Genomic DNA, 20,427 nt, shown 5'->3' with positions numbered 1-20,427 from the left:
GTGCGGCGATCCGACTTGCCCGCGAAGGGGCCCTCGAATCAACCCTCGGATCACTTCAACGCCGGATCCCCCATGTTCATCTTCTTCCAGCCCTGCAACAGCACCTGGGCCTTGGGCTCCTGTCCGTTTTCCAGGTAGTACTGGATCAACGACAACCGCGCATTGCGGTTCGCCGGTTGCACCTTCAACAACCGTTCCAGTTCCTCGCAGGCCTCATCGACCTTGCCGCTGTCATGCAGCGCCACCGCCAGCACATAGCCGAATTGCGCGCTCTGGGGTTCCAGCCCGGCGGCTTTGCGCAGCACCGGCATGGCCTGGGCCGTTTTACCCGCTCGTATCAGCGACAACCCTTGGGTATGCAACAGCAAAGCGGCGTCCGGATGCTCCTTGATGCCCTGTTCCAGCAGGGTCTGTGCCTCCTGACCGCGCCCACTGGCTTCCAGCCACTGCACCAGCGTCACCAGCGCCGGGTAAAAGTCCGGATCGCGCTGGAGCGCCGTGCGCAGCAGCGCTTCAACTTCAGCGCTGCGACCGCTGGCCTGATACAGCATGGCGAGGTTGAGGTTGGCTTCCGCGCGTTCGGCCAGGCTCTTTTGCACATCCTCATACTCGGCGATGGCGGCGTTCCAGTTCGCCTGAGCGCTGCCCAAACCGTCGCGGGCGACGCTGAGCAGATCCCGGGCGGCAGCGATGCGTACCGCTTTGACCGGGTCACCCAGTAACGGTGTCAGCAGTGGTGCGCGCTCCGGCGGCGGGAGGAACGCGCTGATCGCCCGAACGGCGCTTTCACGCACTTGCGGTGCCGGGTTGCGCAAGTCCTGAGTCGCCAGTTTCAACGCCTGTTCGCTGGGGTACAGCGGCAACTCGGCCAGCAGCGTTGCGCGCTGGATCGCCGGCAGGTTGCTGCGTTGCAGCTGTTCGTACAAGGCTTGCGCCGCGCTGGGCTGACCATTGCGAATCAGCCACAGGCTTTCGTCGTAACGCGGCGCCTGGGCGGCGGTGGCTGCGGTATTCCAGAGCTTGAATTGTTCAGTGATTTTGTCACCGGCCTTACCCTGATGGCAGGTCAGGCAGGCGTCCGGCGTGCCGAGTTTTTTCGCCCGCTCAGGGTTGGGAATGCTGAAGCTGTGGTCATGCCGAAAGTCATTGCCCATGTAGAACTTGCCGGGCATGTGGCAATCCACGCACTGCGAACCCGGTTGGCCCATGGCGTGGCGGGTGTGTTCGACAGAATCGTAGTTTTTCGCTTGCAAGCCCTTGCCCTCGACACCGGCCACCGAGGTTTTGCCGGCGCTGTTGTGGCATTGCAGGCAGACGCCGTTGCCCGGTGCCTTGAGTTCGTTGCTGTGGGGATTGTGGCAGTTGCTGCAGCGCACGCCCTTGTCGAACATTTTGCTCTGGGCGAAGGAACCGTGTTCGAACACTTCGTCCTTGATCTTGCCATCCAGCGCATACAACTCGCGGGTCAGGGGGCTGGGCAGATAGTCATCCATCAGGCGCTTGCCGACGGTGAAGCCATCACCCAGCGGTGCGCGCCGTGAATGGCAGCGGGCGCAGGTTTCGATCTCGACGGTCGCGTCCTTGTCCTTGAGGTCGACGGCGAAACCGGCGTGGATCAGATCAGTCTTTTTCGCGGTCCATTCCAGGTGGCTGGACGCCGGACCGTGGCACGCCTGACAACCCACGCCAAGGCTGTTCCACTGACTGTCAAAGGTGTTTTTAGCCGCATCGAAGTTGCGTTTGTAGCCGGTGGTATGGCACTCGACGCACATGAAATTGGCGTTCTGGCTCGGCTTGCTCCAGTGCAACGGGTTCTTGAAGTTCACACCCCGGCCCGGATAGAGGTGAAACCAGCGGTGTTTCTCGGTATCCCAAGCGACACCCAACGCCTGCAACCGACCATCACCGACCTCAATCAAATACTGCTGCAACGGCGCGATACCAAAGGTGTAGGCGACCTTGAAATCAGCGTTGTTGCCATCAATGCCCGGCGTGTTGACCCAGAATTCGTCGTTCTTGCGCGAAAACCGGGTCGTCTCGTTTTCGGCCTTGAAGGTGACGTTGTTGAAGTCGCCGAGCATCGTCCCGGCGCTGGCTTCCTGCATCGCCAATTGGTGATGCGAGCCTTGCCAGTCCTTCACTTGCTCGCTGTGGCAAGCCTGGCACTGTTGCTCATCGACCATCTTCGCCGGCGCGGCGACCACGGGTTTTTCAGGAGCAATGACCGGTGTACTGAGCGGCGGCGCATAGGTCACCGGGGCCGGTTGGCTGCTGAACAGAAACCAGCCAATGCCCCCGATCGCCAGGAGCAGCACGCTGATGAGAACGGGAAACAGATAACGAGAAAACGAAGTCGGTGACGAATCAGGGTTTGGGGCGACTGCTTTGTTTTTATGTTTCGGCATTGCGACTTCCATAGTCCGGGTGCGTTTGCCGTCAGGCGCGCGTTCTAGCTCGATGCAGCTTTGACGGATGCCGGGCGTCTGTCAAATGACAGGTGTGATCCTCTGCGCGGCGATAGATGAATGTTGTGATTCTGCACAACAAAACGCGCTGCATTAGCTATACCTGTTAAACCGTTTCCAAACCGTAGTCGACCGCCCTACAGGAGTTACCGCATGAAGCTTGCATTGATGATGAGTACATTGTGTATTGCCTCGATCGGCGTAGTTGGCTGCGCCAGCAAAAAGGTCGAGCCAGACGAGTATTCAGGCTTCCTCAAAAATTACAGCCAACTCCAGGAAGCCAAATCACCTTCGGGTGCAGTAGTGATGCGCTGGATCGATCCGAAAGTTGACATCAAGAAATTCCAAAGCGTGTACATCGAGCCGACCCAGCTGTATCCCAAGCCTCAGGCAACCGTAAAAATCCCTCAGGCCACCCTGAACGGAATCACCAGTTATTACGATCAGGCGCTCAAACGCGAAATCGGCAAATCCCTGCCTCTGGCCTCAGGCCCTGGCCCGGGTGTGATTGTGGTGCGCGCCGCGATCACTGCCGTGAGCAGCAAGACCGAAGGGCTGAAACCTTATGAAGTGATCCCGATTGCGTTGGTGGCAGCGGCGGTGAGTACTGCCAGCGGTATTCGTGATCAGCAGACCGACCTGGCCACCGAAGCGGTGTTCCTCGACGGCGGCAGCAATAAAGTCGTGGCCCAGGTCGTGCGCAAGGGCACCGGCAAACCGCTGGAAAACGAGTCGCAGGTGATGAAGGCCGATGACGTGAAAAGCGTGATCGATGGCTGGGCTGCGGATATGCATCAGTCGTATCTGAAGCTCAAATCCAAGTAAGCGCAAAAAGCTTCGCGGGCAAGCCTCGCTCCTACAGAGTTGCGGTCGGATGCAAAAAATGTGTACGACTCGGACCTGTAGGAGCGAGGCTTGCCCGCGAAAGCGTACTTATGGGCACCGCATCACTCCCCGACAAACCACCGGTAATACGGATTCCCCCCATCCCCGCGCATCACCTCGCGAATATCCCTGGCCCACGCATCACGGTCGCCGTCATAGGCATGCAGGCTCGCCCGATAGAACTGCATCAAGCGCTGCTGGTGCGCATTCATCCGCTCGATGAATCCCGCATCGGCATTCACTAACGGTGGCGCGACGTGCAAGTCCAGCAGGGCGGGGAGCACCCGACTGATCTCTTTGGCCCGCACCCACGGCGCATATTCGATACGCGGCTGGTCGTCGGTCACTGGTGGGGCATCGGCGGCGAAACGCTCCAGCCCCGTGCGATCGGTGACCCACGTGGCGAGCAAGGTGTTGGCGGAACCGATGCCCACGTCCTGCAACGTGCTGCGCACGCTGTCCTGCTGGAAGCGCTCGCTGATTTTTGCCACATCCAGCGCAATCGGTTCCATCGAACCCACCAGCAGCATTTCGTGGAACTCGCTGGTCCACACGTTGGCGTACGGGAACACATCGAGAAAGCTGCGCACCAGGGAGCGTGAATCGTCGATGTTCTGCGTGGGCAGCGGCAGCCACTGCGCGACCAGCCCCTGTTTCTCCAGACGACTGGCGGCCAGTTGGTAGAAGTCCCGGGAGTAAAGATTGACCACGCCGGCCGCGGAGGGCGGTGGCGGTTCAAGGGTGATCAAGTCATAGCGCTGCGGGTTGCGCAGCAGCTCCTGGCGCCCGTCGCGCAGGCGTACGTCAACGCCGGGATCGGCGGCGGCATTGAAGTTGCCTTTGAACAGCGGCGCAGCCTTGACCACCGAAGGCAGCAACTCGGCCACCACCCGGTGTTCGAGCCCCGGATAACGGGTCAATGCGCCTGCGGTGATGCCGGTGCCAAAACCGATCACCAGCGCCGAGCGCGGTTCGCCGTTGTGGATCAGCAGCGGCAGCAGCGCCTGAATGCGCATGTAACGCAGGGACGGCATGGCGTCGCCGGTGTTGGACACGCCTTGAATGTACAAACGCTGGAAGGCTTTCTGTCCCTTGCCCTGGGTGACCACCGCCACGGTCCCGCCGCGTCCTTCTTCATAGAAGGCCAGCGTGGCGTTGCGAGCACCGGGGAGCAGGCTGGCGAGTTTGTTCACCGGGGTAAATACCGCCACCGCCACCGACAACAGGCCGATAGCCACCACGGCTTGGCGCCGACCTTTCTTGACCCCGTGACCCTTGCGCACCGCGAAGTACCCGATCCCGGCGGCGACAATGGCCAACAGCCCCAATGTGCGTACCAGGCCCAGCCACGGGATCAGCACAAACCCGCAGAGCATCACCCCGACAATCCCGCCCAGCGTATTGAACGCCACGACAGCGCCGACATCCTGGCCGACCCGCTCGCGGCCAACGCTCAGGCGCAGGGCGAGGGGAAACGCCGCGCCCAACAACAGCGTCGGCACAAACACGATGCTTAACGCCGCCACCGCAAACCGCGCGCTCATGCCCGGCAACTCACTCGCACCCAGCGACAACACCCAGGCTTCGGCGAGGCTTTGCGCGACCACCAACCAGCGACCGAGCAGGGCGATTTCCAGCAACGCGACCAGCCCGGCGCCGGCGATCAGCAAACCGAATACTCCCCAGGGATCACGAATGCGCTCCACCCGACGGGCCAGCAGCACACTGCCGAGAAACAGCCCGGTGAGGTACGTCGCCAGCACCACGGCAAAGGCGTAGGTGCGGGTGCTCATGAACTGCACGATCGATTGCGACCAGACCACCTCATAACCGAGGGCCACGCCGCCGGCAATCGAGTACAGCCACAAGGCCAGTCGGTCGGGCGCTTTGCTCGACGTGTGTTTTGCCGGCGCAACGGCCGGCAGTGAACGGTGACGCTGAAACCACAAGGCGCCGGCGGCGGCCAGCAGGTTCAGCATCGCGGCGGCCAGGGCACTGCCGCGCACGCCGAGGGTGGCAATCAGCACGAACGCCGCAAGCAGGGTGCCGGCGATGGCCCCGGCGGTGTTCGCCGCGTAAAGCTGGCCGCCAGCCTTGCCCAGATGCTGCGGGTCGGTGGCCAGCGAGCGCACCAGCACCGGCAAGGTGCCGCCCATCAACAGCGCCGGAATACCCACCAACGCAAACGGCAATGCCCATGCGGCCAGACCGATGTGTTGTTCCAGCCAGGCAAACGGGCTGGCCGCGAGACTCATGGCAAAGGTCGCGCCGACACCCAGCACGGCCACCACCACTTCCAGCCCTGCATACAGCAGAACGGGCTGCTGCAAGCGATCCGCCCAGCGTCCGAACAGCCATCCACCCAAGGCCAGCCCGGCAAAAAAAGCGCTGATACCGGTGGTGATTGCATAGACCTCGACGCCGACCACCAGCGACAGTTGCTTGATCCACAGCACCTGATACACCAGCGCCGCAGCACCGGAGACGAACAGCAACAGGGCCGGGATCAGCAGCGCGGGGGAGGCGGCATGAGGAACAGGAATGGCCGACGACTTGCTGGCGACACGTGAGGACATAGGGCTATTGCCTTGTACAAAAATTCAAATAAAACACAAATCCTTGTAGGAGCCGGCTTGCTGGCGATAGCGGTGGGTCAGACACCGATTGATTGACTGGAAGACCGCTATCGTCGGAACGCCGCCCGCAGCAAGCCGGCTCCTACAGGGTTTGTGTTTGCACCATGGAATAGGGCCGCTCGCCCGGTCAGGGCGAGCGGCGGTCAAACGTTATTTCTTGGCTTTTTCTTCAATCCGTCGATCCACATCCGCGCGGATCTGATCGATGCTGAAGCTCGCCGGTTTCTGGCTAGGCGGATACTCGACGAAGGTTTCCAGGAATCTCGCGGCCTGGGTGGACGCTAGCGATACGAGGTACGCATTCTTGGCCGTCCAGTCGTAATACTGGTCGGAAACCACATCGGCACGTTCATACGGATCCATGCGCAGGTTGAAGATTTTCGGTACGCGCAGGCAGACGAACGGTTCGGCCCAGACTTCGAAACCACCTGGTTTGCGTTGTTCGCAGAACACCGCTTTCCAGTTGCCGGAGCGCATGGACACGAGCACGCCGTCATCGTTGAAGTAGAAGAACTGCGTGCGCTCACTCTTAGGCGATTGGCCGGTCAGGTACGGTAGTTGGTTGTACCCGTCCAGATGCACCTTGAAACTGGTGCCGCCTGAAGCCGGCGCCCAGCCCTTGAGCAGCTTGTCCTTGACCCCGTCGTCGCCAGCAGCCGCCAGCAAGGTCGGGAACCAGTCGAGGCCCGAGAACAGTTCGTTGGAAACCTCGCCCGGTTTGATCTTGCCCGGCCAACGCACCATGGCCGGAACGCGGTAGGCACCTTCCCAGTTGGAGTTCTTCTCGTTACGGAACGGCGTGGTCGCCGCGTCCGGCCAGGACCATTGATTCGGGCCGTTGTCGGTGGTGTAGACCACGATGGTGTTGTCGGTGATTTTCAGGTCATCGAGGGTCTTGAGCAGTTTGCCGACATCCCCGTCGTGCTCGAGCATGCCGTCGGCGTACTCGTTGCCTGGCATGCCGCTCTGGCCCGCCATCGATTCACGCACATGAGTGAAGGCGTGCATGCGCGTGGTGTTCATCCAGACGAAGAACGGCTTATCGGCCTTGGCCTGTTTCTCGATGAACGCTTGCGCAGCGGCGGTGGTTTCGTCGTCGATGGTTTCCATGCGCTTGGTCGTCAAGGCGCCGGTGTCCTCGATCTTGCCATCGGCAAAGCTGTGGATCACGCCGCGTGGAGAGTTGGCCTTGACCCACTCGGGGTCATCTTTGGGCCAATACGGTCGTTGCGGCTCTTCTTCGGCATTGAGGTGGTACAGGTTGCCGAAAAATTCGTCAAAGCCGTGGTTCGTTGGCAGGTATTCATCCCGGTCGCCCAAGTGATTTTTGCCGAACTGGCCTGTCGCGTAGCCTTGCGATTTGAGTGCCTGAGCAATGGTGATGTCGCGTTTCTGAATGCCGACCGGCGCACCTGGAACGCCGACTTTCGACAGGCCGGTACGCAACGGCGTCTGGCCAGTGATGAACGATGAGCGTCCGGCCGTGCAGCTGTTCTCCGCGTAATAGTCGGTGAACAGCATGCCTTCCTTGGCAATCCGGTCGATGTTCGGAGTCTTGTACCCGACCACGCCCATGGAGTAGGCACTGATGTTGGTCTGGCCGATGTCATCGCCGAAGATCACGAGAATGTTGGGTTTTTCGGCAGCCCCGGCAGTCGCCGAAATCGCCATCACCGAGGCCGCCACCAGGGCGAGTTTCGGTAGCCACTTGCGTATGCGAGTCATCTGACTTGCTCCTTTTGCGCTAGTGTCGCGTGGTGCGACAAACGTTTATTGCAGTCCTGCGTCACGCTTTTTATTGCACTTGCTCGGGAGTGGCGGCTGCCTCGAACGGATAGATCCGGCGCCATTCGGACGCCATGTCGACGATAGTCCAGCCACGGGTTTTTGCTTCGTCCAGGGCTTTGTCCAGGCGCCCGATATCGGACTTGCGGTCATAGGCCCATTCGCGTTTGGCGTCGGTGTGGTGCACCAACCCCATGAATCGTTTGCCGGGGCCGGCGGCAGTCCACTGCAACATTTGCAGGTCGCCGTCGGAATTGCCGAACGCCAGGATTGGCCGCTTGCCGATCACCGCGTCGATGCTTTCCGGTTTGCCCGGACCGTCGTCGTTATGGGCCAGCTTGGGCGTGCGCACGATCGAAGCCTTGCCGTCCTTGAACTGGAACGCCGTGACGAAGGTGGTGCCGATCACTTGCTCGGGCGGGATGCCGTAGACCTTCTCGGCGAAGGCGCGCATGAACCCGGTGTCGCCACCAGAGACGATGTAGGTCTTGAAGTCCTGGCCGCGCAGGTAGTCGAGCATTTCCAGCATCGGCTGGAAGATCATCTCGGTGTACGGCTTGCCGGTCTTCGGATGCCGGGCCTGGCTCAGCCAGGTCTTGGCATAGTCGTCGAAGGCTTCGGTGGTCATGCCGGTGTGGGTCGCACCGAAGATCTTCATGATGCCGTCCATGCCGGCGGCGGCGAGTGCCTGGTGATCGTTTTCCAGGACGGCCTTGAAGGGCTGGGTGGTTTTCCATTCCGGGTGCTGCGGCGCGGTGCGCTTGACCTCTTCCAGGGCAAACAGCAGCTCGAAGTACATCGGCTGCTCGCTCCACAAGGTGCCGTCGTTGTCGAACACGGCGATGCGGTCAGCGGGCTTGACGAAGTCCCTGCTGGATTGGTCGGTGACCGTCTGGACGAACTCGATGATGTGCTTTTTCGCCGGGCCGTCATTCCACGACGGCAATGGCTCGTTGGCATGCGCCAGCAGCGGCAGGATCAGCGTGAAGAGCAGCGTCAGCCCGAAACGATGGTGGCTTGATGTCGCGTTCGTCATGGGAATTCCTTCTCGTGGACGGGGTTGAGCGGCCGCAGTGCGGGAACGGTCCGGACGTTGCTGCCTCGCGCCTGACTATGCAGCGTAGACAAGGATTGCCCGAGTTGGCGCAGCGCCTGATCTTCGGTCGATTGACGGCTGTAACAGGCGCGTAACAGGTCCTGCAGGCGCGGTCCGAGGACGCTCAATTTCAGGCCTCCGCGGCTGCGTTTGAGCCACAGGTACAGGGCGCTGAGTTGCGCCGGTGTGGCGTTGATTTGCCGTGGAATCTGCCGCCAGGCGTAGTCGGCGGATTGCAGCCACGCGGCGTATCGGGCACGGCGTCGGTCGCGCACGGACAGGTAAACGCGATGCATGAAAGGCCTTGCGAACCAGCCCAGTAGCAGCACTGCCGGCAGCAGCAAGACAACCAGCCAGTGCCTGGAAAAACGCACGCGACTGTGTTCGCCCATTTGTTTCAGGTCTTCGGCAATCGAGAACACAGGCGTGTAAGCGCTGTTGGCGATGGCCTCAAAGCTCACTGCCGGCACTTGCGCGGTGCGGGTTTGCTGGCTGCTGGCATCCCACCATTTCAACTCGATCGCGGGCAGGCTGTGATGGCCTTCGCTGTCGATACGGTAAGTCACGGTGTCGATGCGTTGGCCGCCGGTGAAGTTGCCCCGGCCGTCGTCCAGGCTGCTGATTTGCGGGTTCTTCGGGTAACGGCTCAGGCCGCTGACATCGCCCAGTGACGGCGCAGGCAGCGACATGGCCATGGCGTTGTCGGCCTGTAAGGTCAGTTGCCGGGTCAGGCTGTCGCCGACCTTCAAAGGCGTTGCCGAGTCGATGACTTTTTGCGTGAAACGCAGCCCTTGCGCCACCAGTACCGGTTCGCCGGATTTGAATCCAGGTGGTTGCTTGGCGGTGAAATGCAGCGGCTTGCTTTGCGCACTCAACGGGGCGCTGGCCTGGCCCGGCGTGGCCTGCACGGTCAGCGCCGGAATGTCAAAATCCCGGGCCTGATTCGGGCTGATCCGGTAGCTGTAGCGCATGCCGTTGAACGCCTTGCCGTCCAGCGTCTGGTTGATGTGCTCGGCGTGGCCGTCGGGCGGTAGCACCAGCGCGCCGGGCAGTTTCAGGTCGGGCAGGGCGGGGGCGTCGGTGAACCAACTGTCGGTGAGGACGTCGAGTTGCAGTTCCAGAAGGCCGCCGACCATGACCGGGGCAGCGGGTTGCAGGCGGGTCTGGATGCGCAGTTCGGGTTCAGCGGCGAGGGCGGATGTGGTGATCAGGCAGCAGAGCAAAGCGCAGAGATTTGTGGTGAGTGAGCGGACGCCATCGCGAGCAGGCTCGCTCCCACAGTTGATTGGATTGAAATCAAATTTTTGTGATCGCCACAAATCCTCTGTAGGAGCCGGCTTGCCGGCGATGGCCATCACCCGATTCATGGCTTGCCCCCCGCCTGATCCTGCAAGCTGAACTTCTGCTTGAGGAATTTCGCTGGCGATGTCGTCAGGTTCTGCAACCACAACGCGTCCGACGCTGCCTGCTCGGTCTCCACGGTTTTGCTTTGTCCCTTGCCCGGCGCCTTGTCCATCTTGATTTCGTCGGGTTTGACCTCAGGCGCGTTCTGTTCGGCGCTTTCGGTGTCTTTTTCCAGGGCGATGGCCAACGCCAGATTGGCCGTGGCCTCCGGGAACTGTGGTTGCAGCTTCAGCGCCTGGGTGTAGGCCGCGATGGCCTGATCAAACTTGAAACGGCGCACGTAAATATTGCCCAGGTAGAAATACGCCTGGGGTGTTTCCAGTCGCGCAAAACTCGCCAGCGCGAGGTCAAAATCCGCCGCGTTATAGGCCGCGATGCCTTTCCAGTACGGATCGACAAAAAGCGCAGCGGCCTGCGGGAAGTGCTCATGTTCGAAGGCCCAGCGACCTTGCTGGTCGGGGGTAAAAAATGCATCGGTCAAAGCGTTGGCCTGGGCATTGGTGGGCTGAAAACCGATACCCAGCGCCAGCAGCAAACCGGCCGTCCAGTTCAGGCTCCAGCCTTTGCGCACGCAGAAAAACGCGATCAGCAACAGCGGCCAGCACAGCCAGTATCCGGCGTCTTTCCAATGCAACTCACGCTGCTCGTCACTGGTCGCCTGGAAATGTTGACGGGCGTGCAGTTCGATCCAGTCCAGATCGTTGTCATTGAGCGTCAGGCTGCCCAGCGGCGCCGCCATGGCTGATGCCAACTGCTTCAGCGCGGCCTGGTCGAAACGGCCAAGGGCCGGGCGGCCATTACTGTCGGTGCGCGGCTGGCCATTGGCGTCACGAATGATCCCGCCATCCTCGCGCCCGACCGCGAGGATCAACACTTGCAGCGTGCTGTCGTTCAGTTGCTTGCCCAGGCCGGCGAGTTGCGAGGTGTCGGCGCCGTCGGTGATCAGCAACAACGTGCCCGGCGTTTTCTCCGCCGCCAACAGGCGTTTGGCCTCGTCGATCACCGCGCCGACATCCTTCCCAGGTTTGCCGATCAGGTCACTGCTCAATGCCTGGATAAACGTATCGAGCAACGCCGGATCGTCGGTTGGCGGCAGCACCAGATGCGCGCTGCCGGCGTAGGCGATCAGCGCGTTGCGAGCACCGGCGCGGCGCTGGATCAGGTCGTGCAGTTTGTGTTTGACCGCTTCCAGGCGACTGGGCTGCACGTCGCTGGCGTCCATCGAGGACGAGAGGTCGATGGCAATGATCAGCGGCGCACGATTTTCCAGAAAGTCCGGCTGGTCCTGCTCCCAGGTCGGCCCGGCAGCGGCGAGGGCGCCCAACATCAACAGCGCGCATACCAGATGCACCGGCCGCAAGCGCTGTTGGTCCTGCGGGGTCATCAGCAAGTGCGGCAGCAAGTGCTCGGCAATGTTGCTGCGCAAACGCCGCTGCACATCCCGACTGCGCCTCCAGAGCCACGGCAGCAAGGCACCCAACGGCACGAGCAAGAGCCACAGCGGACGGAGGAAGTGCAAGTCGCTGAGGTTGATCTCCATCTCAAGCCTCCTGCCGCTGACGCGCGAGGGTCAGGTGCGGACGCAGCAGGGCGCCGAGGTGGTAGAGCGCGAGCAAACCGATAGCGGCGCCGAGCGGCCACCAGAACAGATCCCTTTTCGGTTGGTGGCTGAGGGTTTTCACCTGGTGCGGGGTCAGCGTGTCGAGGGTGCTGTAGACCTGATCCAGCGCGGTGCGGTCTTCGGCGCGGAAGAACTTGCCACCCGTGGCGTCGGCGATCTGCTGCAAGCCTTGCAGGTTGACCTTGGCTTCGCCTTCGGCGCTCGGGTCGCCAATGCCGATGGTATGAATCACCACACCTTTGGCGGCGGCCATCGACGCCGCGTGATCCGGGGTGATGGCGCTGCTGGTGTCGTTGCCGTCGGTGAGCAGGATCAGGACTTTTTCCTGTTCATGGGCCTGATCCAGCAACTTCAGGCTCAGGCCAATCGCATCACCGATGGCGGTGTTGGGTCCGGCCATGCCGATGCCGGTGTCGTCCAGCAACAGCGACAGGCTGGCGTGATCCAGTGTCAGCGGCGCCTGCGGATACGCGCCGCTGCCGAACACGATCAGGCCCAGGCGATCTTCTTTACGCTTGTCGATAAAACCGTGGACCACGTCCTTGACCGCCGCCAGACGATTGATTTTCTGCCCGTTGGCATCGGTGAAATCAGTGGTTTCCATTGACTGGGAGATGTCGATGGCCAGCATCAGATCACGCACCGGTTGCTGGCGTTCGATGGGTTTTTCCACGAACACCGGGCGTGCGGCCGCGAGCAGCAACAGCGCCCAGACCAGCAGGTTCAGGAGCAATTGCCAGCGATTGTTGCGTGTACCGGCGGCGCTCGGCGCCTGACCGACCGCGCGGCTCATGGCGCCAAAAAACGGCACCCGCACGGCGCTGCGGGCTTCGCGGTAATCGGGCAGGTAGCGGTAACCCAACCAGGGCAACGGGAGGAGCAGTAACAGCCAAGGGTAATCAAGCTGCCACATGATGCGACTCCACCCAGTGTTTGCAGGTGTCGAACAACTGCTGACGCTGATCATTGGGCAACGCCAGCAATGTTGCATCCGGCGCATAGGCCAGCAACGCCAATTGCCGGCTGAAATCCGCCGGCAACGGCTGCGCACTGTGCTGCGCCAGAAATGCCTGCCAACGCTCATTACCTAACGCCGCAGGACCTTGTAGGAGCGAGGCTTGCCCGCGAAGAACGATTACACGGTTTGTCTGGGATACCGTGGGGCCTGGTTCGCGGGCAAGCCTCGCTCCTACGGGATCTGGCATCGACAGGGCTACGCGTTTGAGCAGTTCGGGGAGTTCGCGCAGGGCGCTGATTTGATCATCGCTGCCTTGCAGTTCAGCCAACCGCACCAATGCCTCGCGCCGATACCGATCCCGCCGCCACTGCCAATACCGCCGCGCACCCACCAGCAACACGGCGCCCATCAACACCGCCAACAACACCCACCAGCCCCACGTTTGTGGCGCGTAACTGACGGGCGCCGGCAGGGCCATTTCCTTGAGTTGCTCAATGCTCGGCACGTTCGGGTTCATCGCCGCCCCCCGCCGAGTTTGCCCAGTTCCGCGCGCAGTTGTGCCTGCGCCTCGGTCGCCGTACTGAACATCATCAACGGCACCTGACTGCGCCGCAGCAGCGTGGCGACGTCCTTGAGCCGACCGCTGAGAAAATCCCCCAGCGGCTGATGAACGCTGCGTTGCTCGACCGCCAGCTCGACTTGCAACTGACCTTGAGTAATCAGCAAGCGGCCATTTTTCGGCAGGTTCAACGCCAGCGGGTCGTACACCTGCATGGCGATCACATCGTTATGCGCCGCCAGTTGCCGCATCAGTTGCAAGGTGTGTTCGCCCGCACCGGCAAAGTCGCTGACGATGCAGATCAGGTGATCGTGACCGGCCACAGCCAGGCACTGTTGCAGGACTTTATCGAGTTGATCTTCGCCCTCGGCGTCCGGGTTGGCCGCGCTCAATGCCTGATTCTGCTGGACGATGCGACTGCACAGCGCTTCGATCCGTTTGCGGCTGCGCAACGGGGCAATCGCGTCGATCCGTGAGTCGTTGAATACCAACCCTCCAACCCGGTCGCCCGCGTTGAACACCATCCACGCCGCCAGTGCGCCGAGTTCGGCGGCAACCGCGGATTTGAAACTGCGTTGCGAGCCGAAAAACATCGACATGCGCTGGTCCACGAGGATCAACGCCGGGCGATCGCGCTCTTCGGTGAACGTGCGCACCACCGGTTTGCCAGTGCGCAGCGAGGCGCGCCAATCGAGGTGACGCAAGTCGTCCCCCGGTTGATAGCGGCGCAGCTCATCGAAATTCAGCCCACGCCCCCGCAGCCGCGAGGCATGGTTGCCGGCGAGGATGCTGCCTTGCGGCTGGCGTGCGAGGAAACTCAGGTCACGGGCCTTGAATTCCAGCGCCATCAATTGCGCCAGAGAGACATAGACCAGACCGTCGACACTTTTTGTTTTCAACATCAGGCAGGAATCGCAACGTTATCGAGCAGGCGATCCAGTACCTGATCGGCCGTGACGCCATCAGCGACCGCGTCATAACTCAGCTGCAAACGATGGCGCAGCACCGGATGCACCACGGCGCGCACGTTGTCCGGCGAGACAAAATCCTGCCCCTGCAACCAGGCATCGGCACGGGCGCAACGGTCCAGGCCGATGCCGCCGCGCGGGCTGGCGCCGATGGCGATCCAGCGGCCCAGGTCCGCGTCGTAATCCGTCGGATGGCGGGTGGCGTTGATCAGGTCGATCAGGTAACGATCGATGGCCGGGGACACATGGATGGCGCTGACCTCCCGGCGTGCAGCGAATATCACGTCCTGCGACAGCGCGAAACCTTGCACCGGCGCGGTCTTGGCGCCCGTCGCAAACTCCTCTTCACGCAGCAGTCGCAGCACTTGGCTCTCGTTTTCCGCGCTCGGGTAATCGAGCAGCACCTTCATCAGGAAACGGTCCATCTGCGCTTCCGGCAGCGGGTAAGTGCCTTCCTGTTCGATGGGGTTTTGGGTGGCGACCACGATGAACAACTCCGGCAGCCCATGGCTGTTGCCGGCCACGGTGATTTGCCGTTCTTCCATCGCTTCCAGCAGGGCCGCCTGGACCTTGGCCGGTGCGCGGTTGATTTCGTCGGCCAGAATCAGGTTGCCGAACAGTGGACCGGGCTGGAACCGGATCTCGTTCTTGCCATCGATCTGGTGCAGCACTTCGGCCCCGGTGATGTCCGACGGCAGGAGATCAGGGGTGAACTGGATGCGGCTCATCTTCGCGTCCAGGTGTTTGGCCAGCGCTTTCACCGTGCGGGTCTTGGCCAGCCCGGGCAAGCTTTCCAGGAGCAAATGGCCGTTAGCGAGAAGGCCCAGCAGAATCTGCCGGATCACTTGATCCTGGCCCAGCACCGCTTCGGCGATGCTGGCTTGCAGGGCATTGAGGTCGTTGAGTGCGGTCATTGAGGGGCCTTTATTCAAGGTTGGCAGGTTGATCGATAAAACTGGCGATCCCTGTTCACTTCTAGAAGAACGCCAAAGTCAGGTTGACGCTGAATCCGTTGCCTTCAGGCCGGTTCTTGGTGTCGAACTCCGGGATCCAGCGAGCGTTGACGCTGGCCTGGGCGTCGGCGAATTTGCCGGCCCAGCCCACCGTCGGACCGGCGCCCACCGAGCGTCCGCGAAAGCCGCTGTTGGCGCCTGACCCGGAGTCGTCGGTGAGCTGCTGGATGTAGCCCGCGGCCATGCCGGCGTTCCAGCCGTTGCCGAAACCGTGGGTCCATAGCGCATCGAGGGTGAAGAGGTTGCCGTTCTTGTAGTCCGTGGCGTCGTTTTCGGTGTAGAACTCAAGCCCCCCGGACAAGGTGAACTCGCCGCCCTTGCCGTCGAGGTGAGTGAAGGCCACGGTGGGCATGAAGGTGTAGTTGTTCTGCCCGGCGTTGGCCAGGCGATCATCGTTGTAAGCGCCGGTCGGCAGGTAGATCGGCAAGGACAACGAGAGGTGGTTGACCTCGTCGAAGTGGTAGCCGGCGGCGATGGGCGTCACCAGCAGGTCGGCGAACTGGGTGCCGGTATCTTCCGTTCCCAGCGTCCGGCCACGAGGCCCGGTGACGCTCGCGGTAATGTCGGTGTACTGCACCGGCACGCCAATCGCCGACGCGTAGTTCCAGCGACCCTTGCCGGTATCCCAGACATGGGTGAAGTTGGCCATGGTGTAAGACACTTGCAGCTCAAGCCCGGCACTCAATGCGCCAACGATAGGCACTTGCACGTTACCCTTGAGCTCGCCGTCGTACCAGAAACTGCTCAGCGACATCACCCAGCCGGGTTCCGGTGGCACGATCCCGGCATTGGAAAACACCTGCAAGCCGGTCATCGGCCGGCCGCCACCGCCTTCTGCCGCCAGTGCCAGCGGGCTGCTGCCGACCACGCAGAGGGCCAACAAAGGACGTACCACAAAAGACCTGACCATGGCTGGCTCCGCTTATTGATTTTGTGGGATGACTGGCGTCAACGAGGGCATTTTCCACTCGCCGCTGGAGACTTCCGGTCTTGGCAGGTACAGGCGCAGGACACCGTAGAAAGGCCCGTTCGGCGCTGGCAGCCAATTACTTTGAAGGTCCTTGGCCGGGGCTTTGTGCTGCACGTAAAGGGTCAGGCCGCCGTCGGCATCCAGCTTGAGATCCGGCAGCATTCGCGAGTTGATCAGGTAACGATTCAACGGGTTGGCGACCAGCAATTTGTTCTTGCCGTCGTACATCGTCAGCGACCAGAACGCGTCGGCCGGGGGCAGGGCGCCCTTGTCGAAATGCAGCGTGTAATCGTGTTTCGAGGCGTCGACCGGCTGGCCGTCCTTGTCGACGAAATAGCCGATGTAATTCGCCTCTTCGGCAGAGTTGCCGAAGATCCCCATGTTGGCGCCGGCGTAGCGGTACAGGTAGTTACCGTTGAGGTGGTCGCGGGTGCCGAACAAATCGCCGCTGCTGACCTGATGGCTGTCGACCTTGTCCTTTTTAAACTGTGCGAATTCGGCCTTGGCGTCGGCGATGCCGTCTTCCAGGGCTTTGCGCTGACTGGCAGGCAGCTCGTTGGGTTTGAACGGTTTGCCGGCTTCGATGCCGATTTTGGCGAAACGCGCGAGCAAGTCTTTCTCCGCGTCCTGGGGCGGGGCAAACGACAGCATGAAATTCAGGTAGCCGAACAGCTCCGGGGTTTCGCTCATGGTCGGCGTGGGCTTGGGCCAGTCGACCTTCGGCGCGGCAGGCGGGGCCTTTTGTTTAACGTAGTGGCTCAGCGGCTCGATCTTGTAGCCCTTCTGGATGTTCTTGACCTTGCCCAGGTCTTTTTCGTCGAACAACTGCGTGCGATACAGCGCGTAGGCGATGTTGGTTTCACTGCGCAGCAGACGGTCGATTTCAACCGGTTGCTGACCTTGCCAGTTCGGCCCGGCGATCATGAAATGCCCACCGGCGTTGCCCGTGCTGCGGGTGCCCAGATACGCAAAATTCTGCGTGTAGGCGTCGATCAGTTGCACCGAGTAGTAACGGTGTTCTTCGATGGGCGGCAGGGTCAGCACCACCGGTTCGGCGCGCAGATCCATCCAGATAAACGAGTAGGGCGTGTCGGCGTTGGGCGTGACGAAGGCCGTGTCCTTGGCGGTGAAAGCCTGTGCGGTGTTGCCGATCTGATTGAGCGGTGCCTTGAAGTTCGGGCTCTTCTTGTCGACCGCCTGGGTGTAGAGGGTCTTGTACATTTCCACCACCGGGTAGCCATACAAATAAGCTTCCTTGGCGATGGCCCGCGCTTCTTCCGGGCTGGCGGTGAATCCGGTCTTTTGATTGACGCTGATGTCTTGAGCGCCAACGCCGCAACTGACAAACATGCTCATCAGGCTGTAACCGGCCGCGCGAATTGCACCGTGCATAAATAAGGTCCTTATTTGCCGAAGGTGACGTTGATCCCCGCGAACAGCGTGAACTGCGGCAAGCCATCGCCCTTGCGCTCGACGGTCCACTGCGGCTCGATAAAGGCATTGAGAATATTGGACCCGGATTTCCAGACCTTGCCGGCACCCAGACCGAGGGGGATGTAATGGGTGTCGTTCTTCAGATCAAAGGTCCAGATGGCGGTGGAGCGCAGGTACCAGCCTCTATCGAGGTTGTGAATGACAAACGGCTGCAGGGTGGCCGATTCGACATGCGGGCGGTCGCTGTCGCCGGCAAAAGAGCTCTGGTATTGCACCAACGCACCGAGCAAGCCACGGGGCGATGAATCAATCGCAATGGCCGCCAGCCCCGCTTGCCACTTGCCGGTGCCGAGCTCGTCCCGATCGGCGTAGGGCGCGGTGATCATCGGGCCAATGCCCAACTGCACGCCTTCGGTCTTGAGCAGGAAGATATCGAACAGGTTCAGATCGCCTTCGCCGGTGCTGTAGCCACCGTGCGGATCGGGACGGGTGCTGATCGGTGCGGTGGCGCGCAGCAATTGCGGGACGCCGATGAAGTCGTTGGGCGCAATCGGCAGTGTCCCGCGCACCAGCAAATCGTTGGTGTGGATATTCGAGTCGTAGTACTTCGGGGTGTAATAGTCCTGCAGGTTCATCCCCGGTGCGAGGTTCAACGGGTTGTTACTTTTGTTGGCCGTGTCAGCGTTGTCCGCCTGGGCACACACGGCGGACGTTATTGAAGCCGCCAACAAAAGGGCGCTCGCTCCTGGAGTGTTCGACATGATTCCCCGGTTCCTTGGTGGCTCATTGGTCTACTCGGCACTTGGCGGCCGTTACTGAGTAATTTCTTTCCTATCAAGCCTGTAGGACATGTCTGATGACGTTAGCAGTTGTCGGCGGGTAATCCAGTCGAAGGGTGCACTTCTCTGCCCGTGAAGTGGTTGTTGATGATGATCAAGCGCTTCAAACAAAACGTGGGATGGCATGCCGTATTCGAATAAAAAGTAGCCGGCATATTGCCGATCAGTCTTTGCGACCTGTGATTTGTGACAGTTTTCGGCGGCGTGTTTTTCGCTGATAGTTAAACGCCCAGTTTTCAATCACCGACGATTATCGAGAACACACCATGATGAACCAGCCCAATAAAAAATCAGCTCTCGATCGTTCCTGGGATGAGGCCACGATTCTCTTCAACGGCAAGCCGGTATTGCCGAACGAGACAATCGCTCTGCTTTATGGAGAAGACAGCACTTTCGAAATAGAAGCTGCACCGGAAGTTGCTGAAGAAATTTATCTGGCGGTCGTTGATAATAAAGAGGGTGTTGAACTCTTGGTGGAGCCGGCATTGGAGCTCTGGCACAAGCTGGTCGACGGAAAATTAAGTTATAAGATCAGTCCGGAAGTTGGAAAGAGCGGTGCTCTTGTGCTCGTTCTAATGAGTCGGCAATTGAATATGCCATTGGAAATTTCATGTCAGGTCATGTCGCCCAAGCCAATTGAACAGTTAGTCATCCGGATTAATGGCTCAGAGCTCAAGTCTGGAGATATTGTTTATGCGGTGAGGGGTAGCAGTAATTTAATTGAGGTGGAACCTCTTCGCGGTAGCCCGTTAATAGGCCAGAACATTGAATTGTCTTCGGATGCGGCGACACCGCCGAAACTGGTTCCAGTGTTCGAACCGCCAGAAGGATCTCAAACACTTAACCCCGTTGCTCGTTGGAGCCTGGATTGCGGTGACGAAACGGATGGAAACTTATCAATCAAATTGAGTCTGGAGAGTAGCCCGCAAGAATTTGTTCAGCTGCCAGTGGACGTGGGCTATCAAGACGGTGGTGTCATACTGACAACCATTATTCTGCAGACGGTTGGCAGTTCAAAAACACTGACGACTAGATCCATGAAAGGTGTTCAGTTGAAGAAGGGGGTTAAGGTTGAATGGCTTAGGGCAGACGGTAGTCGTCTGAAACTTGAATTCACCGGTGAAAATGCATCCAGCTCTATACAGTTTAAACAGGGGGAATTGGTCGGTGTGATTACAGCCCACACCTTTGTTCGCGGAAAACCTAGTTCTCCAAGAACCATTAATATCGTTTAACCCTGATAAGTATCAGGTTAAACGGGTGAACGTCGAGCTCCCGATCACGTCCGTTCAATGGCACAGGACCTGGACGTGATCGCGGCGCTATGGCGGGGCTCAGCGCTTGTCCATCTGCTCTCGTTGCCGCTCCTCCTGCTCCCGCAGTTCCGGTGTGAACTCGGCCCCAAAATCCTCCGCCTCGAACACCTGGCGGATCTCGATCTCAGCTTCGGTACCCGGCATCGGGTTGGGGCAGCGCTTGACCCATTCGATCGCTTCCTCTTTCGACTTCACTTGCCACAGCCAGTAGCCGGCGATCAATTCCTTGGTTTCGATAAACGGGCCGTCAATTACCGTGCGCTTGTCGCCGGAAAAACGCACGCGCGCGCCTTTACTGCTGGGGTGCAGGCCTTCTCCGGCCAGCATGATCCCGGCCTTGATCAGCTCCTCGTTGTAGTTGCCCATCGCGGTCAACAGTTCTTCGCTGGGCATGACGCCAGCCTCGGAGTCTGGGCTGGCTTTGACAATGATCATGAATCGCATGGGGTTGTCTCCAATGGATGTGAGTGATTCACAG

At 60.5% G+C, this 20,427-nt stretch carries 16 protein-coding genes; 2 read left to right on the top strand and 14 right to left on the bottom strand.

What is annotated here, in order from left to right; translation table 11 throughout:
- Nucleotides 1–50: 50 nt before the first annotated feature.
- Nucleotides 51–2,405, bottom strand: a complete 2,355-nt coding sequence (locus IB245_RS08300; RefSeq protein WP_192227282.1) for a tetratricopeptide repeat protein — start codon at nucleotides 2,403–2,405, stop codon at nucleotides 51–53.
- A 213-nt stretch (nucleotides 2,406–2,618) separates the two neighbouring features.
- Here IB245_RS08300 and IB245_RS08295 point away from each other — a divergent pair, with 213 nt between their 5' ends.
- A complete protein-coding gene (locus IB245_RS08295; protein ID WP_192227281.1) occupies nucleotides 2,619–3,290 on the top strand; it encodes a DUF3313 domain-containing protein in 672 nt (223 codons plus the stop codon).
- Between the two features lie 122 nt (nucleotides 3,291–3,412).
- Here the strand turns inward: IB245_RS08295 and IB245_RS08290 are convergent, their stop codons facing one another.
- The 12 genes from IB245_RS08290 to IB245_RS08235 form a co-directional block, all read right to left on the bottom strand.
- Nucleotides 3,413–5,926, bottom strand: coding sequence for a fused MFS/spermidine synthase (locus IB245_RS08290; protein WP_192227280.1), 2,514 nt, complete (start codon nucleotides 5,924–5,926; stop codon nucleotides 3,413–3,415).
- 210 nt (nucleotides 5,927–6,136) lie between these two features.
- A complete protein-coding gene (locus IB245_RS08285; RefSeq protein WP_008036341.1) occupies nucleotides 6,137–7,711 on the bottom strand; it encodes an arylsulfatase in 1,575 nt (524 codons plus the stop codon).
- 70 nt (nucleotides 7,712–7,781) lie between these two features.
- On the bottom strand, nucleotides 7,782–8,807 hold the full coding sequence (locus tag IB245_RS08280; protein ID WP_008030176.1) for an HAD family hydrolase: 1,026 nt from the start codon (nucleotides 8,805–8,807) through the stop codon (nucleotides 7,782–7,784).
- A complete protein-coding gene (locus IB245_RS08275; RefSeq protein WP_192227279.1) occupies nucleotides 8,804–10,234 on the bottom strand; it encodes a BatD family protein in 1,431 nt (476 codons plus the stop codon). The genes IB245_RS08280 and IB245_RS08275 overlap by 4 nt, the downstream gene beginning before the upstream one ends.
- Complete coding sequence (locus IB245_RS08270) at nucleotides 10,231–11,811, bottom strand: VWA domain-containing protein (RefSeq protein WP_192227278.1); 1,581 nt, start codon at nucleotides 11,809–11,811, stop codon at nucleotides 10,231–10,233. The genes IB245_RS08275 and IB245_RS08270 overlap by 4 nt, the downstream gene beginning before the upstream one ends.
- A 1-nt stretch (nucleotide 11,812) precedes the next feature.
- The gene (locus IB245_RS08265; protein WP_192227277.1) at nucleotides 11,813–12,805 is read right to left on the bottom strand and encodes a vWA domain-containing protein; all 993 of its coding nucleotides are present in this window, start codon (nucleotides 12,803–12,805) and stop codon (nucleotides 11,813–11,815) included.
- A complete protein-coding gene (locus IB245_RS08260; RefSeq protein ID WP_192227276.1) occupies nucleotides 12,792–13,367 on the bottom strand; it encodes a DUF4381 domain-containing protein in 576 nt (191 codons plus the stop codon). The genes IB245_RS08265 and IB245_RS08260 overlap by 14 nt, the downstream gene beginning before the upstream one ends.
- Nucleotides 13,364–14,311, bottom strand: coding sequence for a DUF58 domain-containing protein (locus IB245_RS08255; protein WP_192227275.1), 948 nt, complete (start codon nucleotides 14,309–14,311; stop codon nucleotides 13,364–13,366). Before IB245_RS08255 ends, IB245_RS08260 begins: the two co-directional genes overlap by 4 nt.
- Entirely contained in the window at nucleotides 14,311–15,291 is a 981-nt protein-coding gene (locus IB245_RS08250) for an AAA family ATPase (protein ID WP_008036331.1), read from the bottom strand. Before IB245_RS08250 ends, IB245_RS08255 begins: the two co-directional genes overlap by 1 nt.
- A 61-nt stretch (nucleotides 15,292–15,352) precedes the next feature.
- Nucleotides 15,353–16,300: a transporter gene (locus IB245_RS08245; protein ID WP_192227274.1), complete on the bottom strand. Its 948-nt coding sequence runs from the start codon at nucleotides 16,298–16,300 to the stop codon at nucleotides 15,353–15,355.
- Nucleotides 16,301–16,312: 12 nt separating this feature from the next.
- Nucleotides 16,313–17,752: a DUF1254 domain-containing protein gene (locus tag IB245_RS08240; RefSeq protein WP_192227273.1), complete on the bottom strand. Its 1,440-nt coding sequence runs from the start codon at nucleotides 17,750–17,752 to the stop codon at nucleotides 16,313–16,315.
- 11 nt (nucleotides 17,753–17,763) lie between these two features.
- Complete coding sequence (locus IB245_RS08235) at nucleotides 17,764–18,555, bottom strand: hypothetical protein (protein ID WP_192227272.1); 792 nt, start codon at nucleotides 18,553–18,555, stop codon at nucleotides 17,764–17,766.
- 344 nt (nucleotides 18,556–18,899) lie between these two features.
- Here IB245_RS08235 and IB245_RS08230 point away from each other — a divergent pair, with 344 nt between their 5' ends.
- Nucleotides 18,900–19,868: a hypothetical protein gene (locus IB245_RS08230; RefSeq protein ID WP_192227271.1), complete on the top strand. Its 969-nt coding sequence runs from the start codon at nucleotides 18,900–18,902 to the stop codon at nucleotides 19,866–19,868.
- Between the two features lie 99 nt (nucleotides 19,869–19,967).
- Here IB245_RS08230 and IB245_RS08225 read toward each other — a convergent pair whose 3' ends face one another.
- Nucleotides 19,968–20,393, bottom strand: a complete 426-nt coding sequence (locus tag IB245_RS08225; RefSeq protein WP_192227270.1) for a YciI family protein — start codon at nucleotides 20,391–20,393, stop codon at nucleotides 19,968–19,970.
- Nucleotides 20,394–20,427: the final 34 nt, after the last annotated feature.

Origin of the sequence: Pseudomonas sp. PDM02, from assembly GCF_014852285.1 — a bacterium.
GTDB classification, from domain to species: Bacteria; Pseudomonadota; Gammaproteobacteria; order Pseudomonadales; family Pseudomonadaceae; genus Aquipseudomonas; species Aquipseudomonas migulae.
The sequence above is the reverse complement of the archived record's forward strand: the minus strand, read 5'-3'. Positions and strand labels throughout refer to the sequence as shown.